Below are 14,248 nucleotides of genomic sequence, written 5' to 3'. Positions count from 1 at the left end.
AGGACCATAATCATTAATAATTTTCTGTTTTTCATATCTTTAATTTTATTGATGAAAAATTTTGAAAATAGCTTGCTCGCTCAATAATAGGCCATCTGCATCTACGTATACGTAGTGATTAGGTACAAAGGTAACACCAGCAAAATTTACAGGAATATCATTCTCTCCAATATTACGTTTTATACTCTTAACTGGGCACGTATTCAGAGCTCTTATACCCACATCCATCGTATTAATTAGTTCACTATCCCTAATACATCCATTTACAATAATTCCGGACCAATTATTCTTTAAAGCCAATGCGGCAAGTTGATCCCCAACTAAGGCACAACGTAAAGAACCGCCTCCATCTATAACCAACACTTTTCCTTCTCCTTTAGTTTCTATTTTTTTGCGCACCAAGGAATTATCTTCAAATAGTTTTAAGGTCGCTATTTTTCCCCAGAAGGTCTTCTTGTTTCCAAAAGATTTAAAAAGAGGGCTCGCACATTCAAAAATTCCGATGTTTTCGTCCCAAAGATCTGCTGTAGTAAACATAGACATCTATATTAGTTATAGTACAAACTTTTAATGCATTGAAATAGAATAAATACGTGTTATGAAAATAATGATAAAGACGAAGTACGTATACGTCGCCTTTATCATTAAAATTAGTAAAACTATCTAGATAAAACAGCTTCTCGCTTCTCCTTTTTATCAATAGAAAACTGATTACTTGTGTTCTTTTCGCCACCTGCTTTTAAGGCTTTATCACCAGCAAAGAAGGTTTTGTGATCGTCACCCAAATCAGAACCGGCCATACGTTGGTGTTTTACACAAGACACTCCTTTACGTATTTCTTGGCGCTGAACATTATCTACATAGGCCAACATTCCCATATCACCAAAATAGCCTTCAACAAGATTGTTCATTTGTAATGCTGTTGTATGATATGTTGGCAAAGTAATTAGGTGATGAAAAACACCTGCATGTAAAGCGGCATCCTCTTGAAACGTTCTGATCATTTCATCTGCACGGTCAGACAGTTCCGTTTTATCATATTTAGCATCCATCAGCTCTGCCCTATCATACCCCAATATATTGTCACCAGCTTCTTTCATAAGGTCATATGCCTGTTGTCTAAAATTAAGCGTCCAATTAAAAGATGGAGAATTATTATATACCAACTTCGCATTAGGTACTTCCTCTTTTACTCTGTTCACCATATTCGCAATCTGGCCTACATGTGGTGTTGGTGTTTCTATCCAAAGTAAATCCGCTCCATTCTGCAGACTGGTTATGCAATCAAGTACAACTCTATCTATATTAGAGTTTGCTTTAAACTTGTAGAGTCCGTTAGGCATACGAACGGGACGAACCAATTTACCATCCCGCTTTATCAATACGTCGTTCTCTTTTACATCTTCCATAGAGATTTCTTCTGCTTCTATAAAATCGATATATTTAGAAGCTAAATCTCCTTTTTCCTGAGAAACAGGAAGTTTCTGAGTTAAGCCGGCACCTTCGGAATCTGTACGAGCTACGATTACACCTTCATCTACACCTAACTCTAAAAACGCATAACGTAAAGCATTTAGTTTTGCTATAAAATCTTCATGCGGTACAGTCACCTTACCATCTTGGTGACCACATTGTTTGGCATCTGACACCTGATTTTCAATCTGAAGCGCACAAGCACCCGCTTCAATCATTTTCTTTGCCAATAAATAAGTGGCCTCCTCATTACCAAATCCTGCATCAATATCTGCTATAATAGGAACTATATGCGTTTCAAAATTATCAATCTCATTCTGTACATCCTCTCCTGCATCCAGACGGTGAAATAAGTCATTTAATTCAACAGCATCTGCTTGTCTTAAAAACTGATAGATTTCTTCAATTAATTTAGGCACCGAGGTTTTTTCGTGCATAGACTGATCGGGCAAAGGACCAAACTCTGAACGCAATGCCGCTACCATCCAACCAGAAAGATATAAATATGATTTATCTGTAGTACCGTGGTGCTTTTTTACCGCTATCATTTTTTGCTGTGCCACAAAACCGTGCCAGCAACCTAAAGACCGGGTATAGTTCATAGGGTTTGCATCATAATCTGCCATGTCTTTACGCATAATAGACGCCGTGTATTTAGCAATATCCAATCCTGTTTTAAATCTGTTCTGAATAGCCATTCTAGCCGAATTCTCTGGATTTATGGCTGCCCAAGTATTTCCGTGTTTAGCTTTTAAGTTACGTACAACATCAAGAGCTGAATTATAATTTGTCATAATAGTGGAGTTTTAAGAGTTTTGATTAATTAATGACGTAAGTCCATTTCTATTTCCTGACCCGCTGTAATGCAACGTGTTGCTAATTGACCATTCGGTAACTAAAGCTTTAGATTTTTTTAAAGTTTTCATACTTTTGTTTTACGTTATTATTTATTAATAATTAGGACCCTGTAATAGATGTTCGCGCATCTGCAGGGTTCTTTCTTTTTAGATATACTTATATGCCGGTATCGTCAAGAACTCTTCAAAATCATCGGCTAAAATCAATTCTTGAAATAGTTCAAAAGCCCTTTTAAACTGAGTTTCCTTTATTTTAGAAGGCCCCACTTCAGTAAGTATTTTTTCGACTTCTTCATCAAAAATGGTATTGAAAAGGGCATTATCAAATTTTCTACAGTCTTCTAGAACAACCTCCTTATTTAACCAATGCCAAATCTGTGTTCTTGAGATTTCAGCTGTCGCCGCATCCTCCATAAGGTTATATAATGCTACCGCACCATTGCCTTGAAGCCAAGCTTCTAAATACAAGGTTCCTACATTAATATTTTTACGCACTCCCTCTTCGGTAACCGTACCCGTGGGAAGAGCTACCAAATCCTCAGCAGAAATGGATATATCATTACGTGTAACATGCAATTGATTTGGAGTTGGCATGTGCTTATTGAACTCATTCATAGCCACCTCTACCAAATCAGGATGTGCTACCCAGGTACCATCATGTCCGTTTTGGACTTCTCGCTCTTTATCCAACCTCACTTTTTCCAAAGCTGCCGAATTTGCTTTAGGATTATTCTTGATTGGAATTTGAGCCGCCATACCACCTATTGCAAGAATTCCCCTTTTGTGACAACGTTGAATTACCAATTTTGAATAGGCGTCCATAAAAGGAGACGTCATAGTTACTTGATCACGATTAGGAACCAAAAAGTTGGGATGGTTTCTAAACTTTTTGATGTAAGAGAATATATAATCCCATCGGCCACAGTTTAAACCTACAATATGGTTTTTAAGCTCATATATAATCTCATCTAGTTGATGGCTTGCCGTGATGGTCTCCACCAATACGGTAGTTTTAAAAGTACCTGTTGGTACACTAAGATATTCTTGGGCAAATTCAAAAACTTCGTTCCACCAGCGCGCTTCTAAATAATGTTCCAACTTTGGAAGGTAAAAATACGGGGCAGTGTTATTTGCCATCATAGTTTTAGTATTGTGAAATACATAAAGTCCAAAATCAAACAAACTGGCAGATATTTCCACTTCTTTAATTTGAATATGGCGTTCGTTTAAATGAAGGCCTCTTGGGCGTACCAACAAAACAGCTGTCTTGTCATTTAAAGTATAAGACTTGTCTTTCTGTCGATTGTAATAATCAATTGTTTTTTTGTTGGCATCAATTAAGTTCTGTTGTCCCTCTACACAGTTAGACCAAGTAGGTGAATTACTATCTTCAAAATCTGCCATAAAAGTTTTAGCACTTGAGTTTAGGGCATTGATCACCATTTTACGATCTACAGGACCAGTTATCTCTACACGACGATCTTGCAAATCATGCGGGATGGATGAGGCTGTCCAATCAGATGCTCTAATACTTTTGGTTTCAACAGGAAATTCAGGAAATTTTCCTTTATCAAAAAAAGCTTGTTCCGCTTTCCTTCTCTCCAAAAGTGATAATCTTTCATTATCAAAACGCTCATGGAGGGCCGTTAAAAAAGCCATAGCTTCTTCTGTTAATACCTGTGGATAGTAATTTTTTACTTCCGTATTAAACTGCCATTTGGTAAATGTTGTTGTTCTATTTTCCATATCTCGATTGTTTTATGAAACAATATTAAAATAAAGTTTTCACATATTCTAGCGAACGTTCGCTAAATTTTAAACTTTAACATAATTTACAATGTTCGCATATTTGATTATCTTTGCTCTTGAACTATGGAAGAAGAATACGTTAAGCTCATTTTTGGACTGAAATTAAAGCAGATCCGAACCGAAAGAAATCTATCTCTATTTGGATTATCAAAGCTTGCCAAACTATCAAAATCGTATCTGAACGAAATTGAAAAGGGCAAGAAATATCCAAAGACCGATAAGATTATTATACTATCCGAAAAATTAGATGTTTCTTATGACGACCTCGTTTCTTTGAAATTGGATAAGAATCTTGCCCCTATTGGTGAAATTTTACAATCCAAGATTCTAAAGGAAATTCCATTGGAACTTTTTGGAATAAAAGAGAGCAACCTAATTGATATTATTGCAAATGCGCCTGATAAGGTCAATGCCTTTATCACTACTATAATTGAAGTTGCAAAACATTACAACTTCAATAGAGAGAGTTTTTACCTTTCTTCTTTGCGCTCTTACCAACAGTCCAACTATAATTATTTTGATGATTTAGAACAGAAAGTAGTTAAGTTTTGTAAAGCGTATCAGATAGATTTGAAGTCGCCGGTATCTTCTAAAGAATTAGAAGAAGTTCTTGTTGAAGAATACGGGTACACTATAAATAATAACGATTTAAAAAAGCACAAAGAACTTTACGACCTGCGCTCTGTTTTTGTACCAAAAAGAAAAACATTATTACTCGCTAGTGATATAGATGAGGCGCAACGCACTTTTATATATGCCAAAGAAATAGGCTATAACTACTTGGATTTTGAGCAACGTCTTTACACTTTTCCATGGATTAAGTTTGAAAATTTTGACCAAGTTTTGAATAATTTTTACGCGTCCTATTTTGCCGGCGCACTGTTGTTACCAAGAGCTGCATTGGTTAATGAATTTTCTAAACTCATTAAGAAAGATACCTTTGACAAGGTTGCCTTTATAAAGATTTTTTCTTTTTTTGCGGCATCACCAGAGACTTTCTACCAACGTTTAACAAACTTGTTACCGCAAGATTTTAATATTCAAACGCTATTCTTTCTACGTTTTACCCATGACGTAGGCAGCAAAAATTATTACCTAACAAAAGAATTGCATTTACCTAATCAACAATCTCCTCATAGTAATGAAACCAATGAACATTATTGTAGAAGATGGGTTTCATTAAAGGTTTTAGAGGATATTGATAAAAGCAAAGAAGATCATGCTTTTGATATACAAATTTCTCAATATCCTGATGATGATGTTTCGTATCTAGTATTTTCCTCCGCTACCAAAGATCCATTTAAAAAAAACCAATATAGAAGTATTAGTATTGGCTTGCTTATCAATAAGCAATTAAAAAAGAAAATGGCTTTTTTAGAAGACCCAAAAATAGACACACAAGTTGTTGGTAACACCTGTGAACGTTGCTCTATTATGGATTGTAAAGAACGCGTGGTAGCTCCTAAAATCTTAGAAAAAATCAAAAAAAATAAAGTGATAGAAGAAGTTGTTTCTGAGTTGACGAACAAATTTAGTTAAGTTTTTCAGCGATTGCTTCTATTGGGTATTCGGCTAACAATAAGAATTAAGTGATACTCAATATCTGCATTTTTTTTATCACTCGCCCAAGGAAAATATTTAAGACAAACCACATTAGGACATATAAAAAATAGGTTTTAAATCTATAGAAACCGGACTATCATCTGCATTTGTTTCCATGAGACCTGCCATATGTTTCCACCATTTTTTACAAATTTCTGTATCACCTATTGCATTCCATTTTTCTTCAGAGTCTACCTCGGCATAGCCAAATAAAAAATGCGTCTCGGAATCCAGAAAAATACTATAATTATGAACCCCGTGTTCTTTAAGTAGCTGTTCTAGTTCAGGCCAAATAGGATTGTGCCTTCTTGTATACTCCTCTATATTATAAGGATACAGCTTCATTTTGAATGCTTTACGAATCATTTTCTATTGGATTACATTTAGTTTTTCGGGAGCTTCAGCTTACGTTTAAAATGGTTTAACAATCTACTTAATGATGCATTCATGAGTTACATCTGAATATTAAAACTGCTCTGAGTAGACAACCCATTAAGAGATAAAAACTAGCTCCTCAAAAATAACTCCTCAAAAAAGGTTATGTATCCTGTACAGTGCTGTTAAAATCATATGATTACTTTTTGATAATAAAATAGACCCTTACCAACTGAATAATCTTGTGGGTAATGAAGGGTATACTTCTATGCAAGATGATATGGAAAAATTACTATCTCAAAGTTTGGAATATATTAAAAAATGGGGATATCCCATTGATGAAACAGGGACGGTTCCTTATACCAATTAATCTGTTTTGGAAATCTGAAAATTGATAAAAAAATCGGGGGCAAAATAACCAAAACCACTTTACCCCCGAATTTAATATTTAGAAAACTAGAGTTTTACATCCCAGCCTTTAGCGTATTCTCTACCCCATAAAGCCAATGCTTTACGATCTAGCATTCTTCCTGTTTTGGAGTCTATATCAAAACCATTACCAATTCTATAGGCTACATTACCAAAGTGAACTAATGCCATACTTTTTGATGCATCATCTATTGGTGCTTGTAAAGTTTCTTTACCTCTAATGGTATTGAAAAAATTACCAACGTGTACGGTAGTCATTCCGCCACCGCCGCCAAGCTCTATTCCGCCTTCTTTCGTTTTTGCGTTAACTGTTTTTACCAAGTTACCCTCTCTGTCATACAACTTATACAAGTTTCGATTTACATAGACACTACCTTCGCTACCGTATATAATGGTACCACGACCTCCACCATAGGTAGAGTATCCATTTCTACTTTTACCATCCCATTTAATGGTCGTATTATTATCGAACTTAAAAGTAGCTTCCATAGTATCGTACATTTCCCAACCATCATCAACAAAAGCTGATTTAATACCATCTGCTTCTACATGATTTGGAAAATCCACTTGCAATGCCCAACGCGCTACATCTAACTCATGCGTACCGTTATTACCTAATTCTGCCGTACCATAATTCCATCCGTACCAATGCCAATTGTAATTCCACGTTTCAGAAGTATAATCACGACGAACAGCTGGTCCCTGAAATAATTCCCAATCCAGACCTGCAGGAATGGGTGCTGCTTTTTGAAGTGGCACCTCTCCTCGTTTACTACTAAAAAAAGCAACCGCTTTATATGGCTTACCGATTACACCATTATGAATTTGCTTTATAATATCAATGCTATGCTCCGCAGAACGTTGTTGGTTCCCCATTTGCACCACACGGTCGTACTTTTTCTGAGCTGCCACGAGTAATTCATTTTCGGCCATATTATGGCTACATGGCTTTTCTACGTAAACGTGTTTTCCTTCCTTTAACGCCATTATAGAACCCGGAGCATGCCAATGATCAGGAGTTAAGTTAAACAATGCATCCACTTTTTTATCTTCAAGAACTTTTCTAATATCGTTTTCAAGTTTTGGAGTATAACCCAATCTAGTAGACATTTCCGTAGCGGCTTTTACACGCTGACTCTCCATTACATCGCAAAGGTATAACAGCTCTACATTATTACTCTTTAACTCTATTGGTGTATACATAGCACTAACACGTCGTCCCAGACCTGCAATAGCTACTTGGATTCTATCATTAGCACCCATCACTTTTCTGTAACTCTTAGCCGATAAGCTAGAACTACCTAATATAGCACCTGTAGTTCCCAATGCTGTTTTCTGAATAAAACTTCTTCTAGATGTTTTCATTATAGTTATTCTTTAATTATAAAATCTTGTAACAAAATTGGGCTTCCATGACCCAATAACAGGCTGCTATATATTCTGGCTTCTCCAAAATTTGGTTAATCTTTATACTTATGTTTTTATAAATGTACCTTTTACAATTAAAATACTAAAGGAACTTTAAAAAGAATTGACCACTAATTTAATTTCATGCTTACCTTATTCCAAACGTACTGAGCCAAAAGCTGCATTTACTTTCTTACCATTGTGCATGAGTTCTTTACCCGGTGACGGGGCAATTTCAAATTCTGCAACCATATTAGCTGGAATCTCAATTTCGAAAATTTGAAGCCTAGCAGTTTCATATTTGTAGCTTCCTTTTATCGTTCCTTTTATGGTAGGCACTTCAATGCTGCTATTTTTTAAATCGCTCATTTGAGGTTTGATAGTAGCAATTCCAAATCCTGTGTTTTAGGTTGAATACCCCAAAGTCCACGTGGAATAGCGTTAGCTGGCACAGCTCCCCAAGCATGGTTCCAATCTAGATTATTCTTATACTTCAAATCCCAAGCTTCTAACGTCATTGTAGACCCGATACGAATCATGTTATACCAACTTCTATCACTGGTGTCCGTTAGCAATTCCAAAGCATAATCTGCTGCTCCTGCGTTATAAAGTCCGTCCATTAAATATTGTGAACCGTAAACACTACAAGCCATTCCACGCGATTTTACATGTTCCACAACAGAAGAAATATGCTCCTCCGGCACCATATTGAAAGCTAAAGGCAGCATATTGGCATGCAGGGCAGCATGGTCTGTGCCTATACCATCTACATAAACACCTCGTTCCGAATCGAACATATTTTCATTGACCGCTTTTTTCGCTTTTAAAGCACGAAGTTCAAAATCTCTTGCTTCCTCAGTTTTACCCAAGACTTTTGCAAACTCAGACATGATATTCATATTCTGGTAATAGAATGCATTCACTACGGTATTATAATCTTTAAAAACATAGGCATCACGTTCCCCTTTATTTGATGGGTCTCCTCCCCAACCGGCAGACGGCCAATCTACAATATCTCTAAAGGTCTCTTTCAATTGCGGAGAAAAACCAAGGTTCTTCATTAACTCCGGTGTCATTTTAGTAGAAGTTATCAGCCCTTCTTCATTAGAAAGCTCATAAAGGGTCTTGTATTTTAAACGGTCATAATATTTCTCAATTAGCTCCTTATTGCCCGTATACATATAATCTGCATAAAACATAAGCGTCACGTGCTGCTGCCATTCGGTAGGCCATGTTGGGTGCTCCATAAAGTATTCTATGGTCTGTCTAGCAATAGCATACTCACGATCAGTGGTATAATGGCTCAATTGGTTCAAATACGCATCTGCCTCGTACGGAATACGCTCACGGTCACCATCTACATAGAGTCCATTAAAAGTAGTGGCCTTAATCGTGTATTTACAGATTTCCCAAACTTGGTTCAAAATATCATCCGAGCTTTTAAAACTACTAGCGTCATCTTCCCAATAACTATGATGAGCCAATAATGTAAAATCTTCTGCTGTAACAGATTCTTTTGCACCATCTACCTCAACATATCTAAACGGCATCAAAACCGGAAAATCTTTTGGAAGTGGTAGCGCCTTGCCTTAGTCTTGTATTTCTTTCATCTACTTGTACCTGAAGTTGGTATTCTGTTTGATCAGGGTTTACAGCCATTTTAATTTCTTGATATCTGATATGACTCCTGTGGAAAGGTGTTCTATTGATGTTTTCACCATCTAGCTGTTCTCCTATTCTAAAAATAAGCGTATCACTAACTTTAGCTTTATATGTAAAGTCTAAAGTTGCAAAAGCTGCTTTTCCAAAATCCATAAAATAGGTTTCACCTTTTTTTTCAAATTTGACGGGTTTTATTTTATCGATTTGAAAACTGTTGGGAGTGGTTATCGTTGCTTTAGGATTTCCCATTGTAAAAGACTGACTTTGAGAATACCTTGAAAGCCGATTGTCTTGGTCCCAAATACGCACTTTCCAGAAATAGGTCTCTCCGCTTTTCAACGCAGTACCTCCATGTTCTATTTCTGATGACGCGCTGGTTCTTATTTGTTCACTATCCCAAACATCACCAATATTGTTGTTTACCTTTTCTTTGGATGAAGCCACCAGTATTTGATAGGCCGATTGTGAAACCGCTCCGTCCGGCACTACCCATCCAAATTCTGGTTTAGTATCAATTACCGTAACCCCTTCCGTGTTTCGTATCCACTCTATAACCAAATCGCTCGGGCCTTTGGAATAGTCATCGGAAAGCTCAAGTATAAGACTATTGGTTTTGTTTCGAAATGCCGCTAACTTTTCCGCATATTTTGAGTCTTTTGCAAGATTGTTAATCTCTTTAGGGTCGTCTTCTAAATTGTAAAGTTCTTCAAAAGACTGGTCGTTTACATAGCGGAAGTATTTCCAATCTTTAGTGCGGACTCCTTCGCTTGGTGGAATATGATCAAACTCCCAAAGGTGTTCGATCAATACCGTATCCCGCTTAAAGTCTTTCTTCGATTTTTCTACGATAGGCATAAGACTTTTTCCTTGCCATGTTTTTGGCGGGGCTATTCCAGCTAAATCTAAAATGGTTGAAGGCACATCTATATTCAATGCCAATGCATCACTATCTTTTTGTCTTTTCACTCTTGGGTCAAAAACAATTAAAGGCACGCGAACAGAGTTATCATATAACAACCATTTACCCGCAAGCTGGCGTTCACCTAAAAAGTAACCGTTATCTCCCATTAGAATAATAACCGTGTTTTCTGCAAGTCCCTTCTTCTCTAGCTCAGTCCTGATTTTGGCAATTTCTCGGTCTATTCCAGATATCATTCTATAATATCCTTTTACGCTATGTTGATATTTTTCGGGAGTATCATAACGCCACGTCCATCGTAAACGGTTAAAGCCATCACGTACAAATTTAGGTTGAGCCTCAAAGTATTTGTCTTCTCCCAAATCTGCATCAGGCATATTCATATTCTGAAGCAAAACATCTGACTCCCCTTGCCAGAAATATTGGTCCTCAGCGCCATCATGGGCATGAGGAGCACTAAAACTCAAGGAAAGACAAAAGGCTCATCTGTCTTTACATCTGCAATAAAATCAATCGCTTTTTGTCCTGTATATCGTGTTAAATGAACCGTGTCCTTACCTAAGGTTTTATAGTAATAACCACGTTTGTCTTTATATTCATTATTACGGTCATAAGACTCATATTCATCAAACTGATTTTTTAGATTATCGTACCTAACTCCGTATTTACCATAGAAACCAGTAAAATATCCATTCTCTTTTAAAATAGAAGGATAGGATTCAGCCATGTACGACTCTCTAATATTTCCTGTTTGAAAATTGAAATTGTGTGTACGTTCGTAAAGCCCTGTTAAAATGCTAGCTCTACTGGCGGCACAGATTGGTGTGGTTACCATAGCATTCTCAAAATAGGTGCCTTTCATGGCCAATTTATCCATTTCTGGAGTAGAAATAAGCTTGTTTCCCGCATAACCCAGTGCATCAAAACGCTGGTCATCCGTTAGAATAAAAATTATATTGGGCTTATTTGCTTGTTGTTGTTTCTGTACTGTTTTTTGTGCCTTTAGCGGTAGTATACATCCGCAAAGAAAAAGTACTGCCAAAACTGGTATTCTCATAAATCAGGTATTTGTCAATTTCCCCTGAAATTAGGCGTTCAGGTTAAAACTAAGAAGTTAGAAAAAATCTTCTTCAAACTTATATGTTATGGAGACATTACCCATCCTGTGCTGTCCTGAGGATTGATACTTTTAACTGTTTAATTGTTTTCCATACCTTGCTGACAAATTAAGCCTTGTTTGTTATCACTTTAAGTATCCTGAGTATTTCGTCTACACCCATTCTTTCTGTATAGTTGGCTTCAACATGGGCTTCTTCAATTGTTTGATTGGTGTTGATAATAAAAGTAGCCGGTATAGGAAGAGTTTTTGAACCGTCGCCATTTAGAAGTGTTAAATCACGTCGTGCATGATAATCCTCACCCGGATCAAATTGAAGACCATACGCTTTAATTACTTTCTGATCAGCATCACTAAGTACTTCAAAATCTAAATTATTCTTTTCTTTTGCCGTTAGTGCACTATCTGGACTTTGTGGACTGATTGCTAAAAATGAAGCTCCAAAAGATTTAATTTCCGATAGTTTACTTTGAACTTCTTTAAGGTCTAAATTACAAATAGGGCACCATTCACCACGGTAAAATTTAATAACCACAATGCCTGATTTTAGCATTTCAGAAAGTGTAATATCTTTACCTACAGCATTTGGCAAAGTAAAATCTGGAGCTTTATCACCAACAGATAATCCTTGGAGATGACTTGCATTTGAAATAACTAACTTTTGAAAATCTTGTAATTCACTCATATAATTATCTTTCTTTACGAATTTATACTACTACAAATTCTTTAGCCTAATATTTCTATATTCTACCTTCATTGGCGGGCCTACATGAACTTGTACTCCTAAATGTCCTTTTAACTTTCTATTTACAGTGTCTTCATCATTAACATCACTCATTAAAACTCCATTTACATAATGCTGAAGCCGATTACCTTTTATGATTAGATGTACCTCGTTCCAATCCTCACTCTTTATTTTGGTCTTCAGGGAATCTGATTCGCCCAAAGAACCTACCACTTCCCTGCTCTGCCAACAGTTGCTTTTCACATTGGCTCTCAAAGAATCCTCAACTTCAGGGTTATCTTGACTGTTTATAATCACTTTTTCACCACGATAGGCCAAGGTGGCCCTTTTTTTCTCCTCGTAGTTTTGACCTGTATATCTTCTCTTACCGTCAATATCTGCTTGGTACCCTTTCATGGCATTTGGAATTGTATCAATCAAATCACTTCTATAATTAATACCACTATTCCCTGATTCAGCGATTTTAAACTCCAACTTCAATTCAAAATCATCTGGTTGACCTCCTTGCCAAATAATAAAAGTATTACTTTTTAACAGAGTTTCAGGGGTTACCTCACCTACTAAATTTCCATTTTCAACACGCCAATAGGTACTATCACCTTTCCAATCCGTTAAGGTTTCTCCATCAAATATACTTACAAAGCCATCTCCTTCCTCCTGAACTTTAACCATTGCGTCTACCGCTGTCTCTTGTTTTTTTTCTTTGCAAGATTGAAAACATATGAGTAATGATAAAGCTACAATGCTTTTTACTAGAAATTTTAACTCGTCCATATTATTATTTATTAAAAAACTAAACTAGGTATAGCTATTTGATTCACCATCCTGTTCTATGCTGTTTGGAATAACCGCCATAATATGCTTTCATCAAAAATTTGAATTATCTTTTGGCTCTATAAGAGATTCGCTAAAATTAATTTCACATTAAATGAAACTAGCATCAATAGATATTGGGTCTAATGCCATACGGTTACAGGTTGTGAAGGTTTACGAAGAAGATGATTTAGTCAGCTTTAAGAACCTTCAATTATTACGATTCCCTTTGCGATTGGGCCACGATGTGTTTTCTAAAGGAGAAATATCGCAGCCTACAAAAGAGAAGTTTGTTAAGCTAATGAGCACTTTTAAACATTTAATAGACCTGTATGAAGTGGAAGATTACTACGCCGTTGCCACTTCCGCTATGCGAGAAGCCAGTAATGGAAAGGAAGTTAGCAATCAAATCCTGAAAGATGTTGGTATGAAAATCAATGTCATTAGCGGCAAGAAGGAGGCGAGCATTTTAAACAAAGCCATTAAGCCTACCTTACAAAATAGAAAATATGTGCATATTGATGTGGGTGGCGGTAGTACAGAACTTAATTTACTAGAAGGCGGTAAACTTATACAGAGTAAATCTTTTAAGATAGGATCAGTACGCCAATTAACCGCAAAAGAACGAGCGGCGGTTTTCGCTTCAATGAAAGAATGGCTTCATACCACAAGTTTTTATAAATCAAAAAATATAGTTGGTATTGGTACTGGCGGTAACATTAACAAACTCTATGGACTGGCCAACAAGGCTTCAAACATGGCGATTTCTTTTGCTGAATTGAAGGCATTGCGAGCCTATGTAAGTGAGTTCACTTACGAACAACGCATGTCTATTTTAAAGATGAATCCGGACAGGGCAGATGTTATCATTCCTGCTTCTGAAATTTATTTAAGGGTACTTAAAGAAATGGGAAGTGACCAAATTCTTGTTCCTAAAGTAGGATTAAAAGATGGTCTTATTTATGAACTTTACGAACAAAGAACTCATAAAAACCTTGACAGAATAGAATACTTGGGTTACCTCTAAACAATTTTTGAAT

At 36.4% G+C, this 14,248-nt stretch carries 14 protein-coding genes; 3 read left to right on the top strand and 11 right to left on the bottom strand.

The features are described 5' to 3' along the window. Positions 1-45: 45 nt before the first annotated feature. The 3 genes from rraA to aceB form a co-directional block, all read right to left on the bottom strand. Positions 46-537: a ribonuclease E activity regulator RraA gene (gene rraA / locus Q5W13_RS15935; protein ID WP_304443677.1), complete on the bottom strand. Its 492-nt coding sequence runs from the start codon at positions 535-537 to the stop codon at positions 46-48. A gap of 122 nt (positions 538-659) precedes the next feature. Continuing rightward, positions 660-2,267 carry an isocitrate lyase gene (locus Q5W13_RS15930; protein WP_304443676.1) on the bottom strand — a complete coding sequence of 536 codons (1,608 nt, stop codon included), beginning with the start codon at positions 2,265-2,267 and terminating at the stop codon, positions 660-662. A gap of 210 nt (positions 2,268-2,477) precedes the next feature. Next, positions 2,478-4,076: a malate synthase A gene (aceB, locus tag Q5W13_RS15925; protein ID WP_304443675.1), complete on the bottom strand. Its 1,599-nt coding sequence runs from the start codon at positions 4,074-4,076 to the stop codon at positions 2,478-2,480. Between the two features lie 126 nt (positions 4,077-4,202). On the opposite strand from aceB, the gene Q5W13_RS15920 reads away from it, so the two are divergent. Next, complete coding sequence (locus Q5W13_RS15920; RefSeq protein ID WP_304443674.1) at positions 4,203-5,678, top strand: helix-turn-helix domain-containing protein; 1,476 nt, start codon at positions 4,203-4,205, stop codon at positions 5,676-5,678. 114 nt (positions 5,679-5,792) lie between these two features. Here the strand turns inward: Q5W13_RS15920 and rhaM are convergent, their stop codons facing one another. After that, on the bottom strand, positions 5,793-6,107 hold the full coding sequence (gene rhaM, locus Q5W13_RS15915; RefSeq protein WP_304443673.1) for an L-rhamnose mutarotase: 315 nt from the start codon (positions 6,105-6,107) through the stop codon (positions 5,793-5,795). Between the two features lie 253 nt (positions 6,108-6,360). Between rhaM and Q5W13_RS15910 the strand changes: the two genes are divergently transcribed. After that, entirely contained in the window at positions 6,361-6,486 is a 126-nt protein-coding gene (locus Q5W13_RS15910; RefSeq protein WP_304443672.1) for a hypothetical protein, read from the top strand. Between the two features lie 86 nt (positions 6,487-6,572). On the opposite strand, the gene Q5W13_RS15905 is transcribed toward Q5W13_RS15910, so the two are convergent. The 7 genes from Q5W13_RS15905 to Q5W13_RS15875 all read right to left on the bottom strand — a co-directional run bounded on the left by Q5W13_RS15905 (position 6,573) and on the right by Q5W13_RS15875 (position 13,169). Next, a complete protein-coding gene (locus tag Q5W13_RS15905) occupies positions 6,573-7,910 on the bottom strand; it encodes a Gfo/Idh/MocA family protein (RefSeq protein WP_304443671.1) in 1,338 nt (445 codons plus the stop codon). Positions 7,911-8,105: 195 nt separating this feature from the next. After that, positions 8,106-8,321, bottom strand: a complete 216-nt coding sequence (locus tag Q5W13_RS15900; RefSeq protein ID WP_304443670.1) for a hypothetical protein — start codon at positions 8,319-8,321, stop codon at positions 8,106-8,108. Beyond that, positions 8,318-9,502 carry an alpha-L-rhamnosidase-related protein gene (locus Q5W13_RS15895; protein ID WP_304443669.1) on the bottom strand — a complete coding sequence of 395 codons (1,185 nt, stop codon included), beginning with the start codon at positions 9,500-9,502 and terminating at the stop codon, positions 8,318-8,320. Before Q5W13_RS15895 ends, Q5W13_RS15900 begins: the two co-directional genes overlap by 4 nt. Further along, on the bottom strand, positions 9,492-11,000 hold the full coding sequence (locus tag Q5W13_RS25180) for a sulfatase/phosphatase domain-containing protein (protein ID WP_368662275.1): 1,509 nt from the start codon (positions 10,998-11,000) through the stop codon (positions 9,492-9,494). Before Q5W13_RS25180 ends, Q5W13_RS15895 begins: the two co-directional genes overlap by 11 nt. After that, entirely contained in the window at positions 10,997-11,590 is a 594-nt protein-coding gene (locus tag Q5W13_RS25175; protein WP_368662274.1) for a sulfatase-like hydrolase/transferase, read from the bottom strand. Before Q5W13_RS25175 ends, Q5W13_RS25180 begins: the two co-directional genes overlap by 4 nt. Before the next feature lie 169 nt (positions 11,591-11,759). Further along, positions 11,760-12,335, bottom strand: coding sequence for a peroxiredoxin-like family protein (locus Q5W13_RS15880; protein WP_304443668.1), 576 nt, complete (start codon positions 12,333-12,335; stop codon positions 11,760-11,762). A gap of 30 nt (positions 12,336-12,365) precedes the next feature. Continuing rightward, positions 12,366-13,169: a 3-keto-disaccharide hydrolase gene (locus Q5W13_RS15875; RefSeq protein WP_304443667.1), complete on the bottom strand. Its 804-nt coding sequence runs from the start codon at positions 13,167-13,169 to the stop codon at positions 12,366-12,368. Between the two features lie 154 nt (positions 13,170-13,323). Between Q5W13_RS15875 and Q5W13_RS15870 the strand changes: the two genes are divergently transcribed. Then, a complete protein-coding gene (locus Q5W13_RS15870; RefSeq protein WP_155595647.1) occupies positions 13,324-14,235 on the top strand; it encodes a Ppx/GppA phosphatase family protein in 912 nt (303 codons plus the stop codon). Positions 14,236-14,248: the final 13 nt, after the last annotated feature.

It is taken from the genome of Zobellia laminariae (assembly GCF_030553095.1).
GTDB lineage: Bacteria > Bacteroidota > Bacteroidia > Flavobacteriales > Flavobacteriaceae > Zobellia > Zobellia laminariae.
Note: the sequence above shows the minus strand (reverse complement) of the source record. Positions and strands in the feature narration are given on the sequence as shown.

Coding starts and splice junctions, on each gene's coding strand:
- rhaM (WP_304443673.1), bottom strand. CDS start 6,107: ATGATTCGTAAAGCATTCAAAATGAAGCTGTATCCTTATAATATAGAG.
- Q5W13_RS15880 (WP_304443668.1), bottom strand. CDS start 12,335: ATGAGTGAATTACAAGATTTTCAAAAGTTAGTTATTTCAAATGCAAGT.
- Q5W13_RS15930 (WP_304443676.1), bottom strand. CDS start 2,267: ATGACAAATTATAATTCAGCTCTTGATGTTGTACGTAACTTAAAAGCT.
- Q5W13_RS15870 (WP_155595647.1), top strand. CDS start 13,324: ATGAAACTAGCATCAATAGATATTGGGTCTAATGCCATACGGTTACAG.
- Q5W13_RS25175 (WP_368662274.1), bottom strand. CDS start 11,590: ATGAGAATACCAGTTTTGGCAGTACTTTTTCTTTGCGGATGTATACTA.
- aceB (WP_304443675.1), bottom strand. CDS start 4,076: ATGGAAAATAGAACAACAACATTTACCAAATGGCAGTTTAATACGGAA.
- Q5W13_RS15920 (WP_304443674.1), top strand. CDS start 4,203: ATGGAAGAAGAATACGTTAAGCTCATTTTTGGACTGAAATTAAAGCAG.
- rraA (WP_304443677.1), bottom strand. CDS start 537: ATGTTTACTACAGCAGATCTTTGGGACGAAAACATCGGAATTTTTGAA.
- Q5W13_RS15900 (WP_304443670.1), bottom strand. CDS start 8,321: ATGAGCGATTTAAAAAATAGCAGCATTGAAGTGCCTACCATAAAAGGA.
- Q5W13_RS15895 (WP_304443669.1), bottom strand. CDS start 9,502: ATGCCGTTTAGATATGTTGAGGTAGATGGTGCAAAAGAATCTGTTACA.
- Q5W13_RS15875 (WP_304443667.1), bottom strand. CDS start 13,169: ATGGACGAGTTAAAATTTCTAGTAAAAAGCATTGTAGCTTTATCATTA.
- Q5W13_RS15905 (WP_304443671.1), bottom strand. CDS start 7,910: ATGAAAACATCTAGAAGAAGTTTTATTCAGAAAACAGCATTGGGAACT.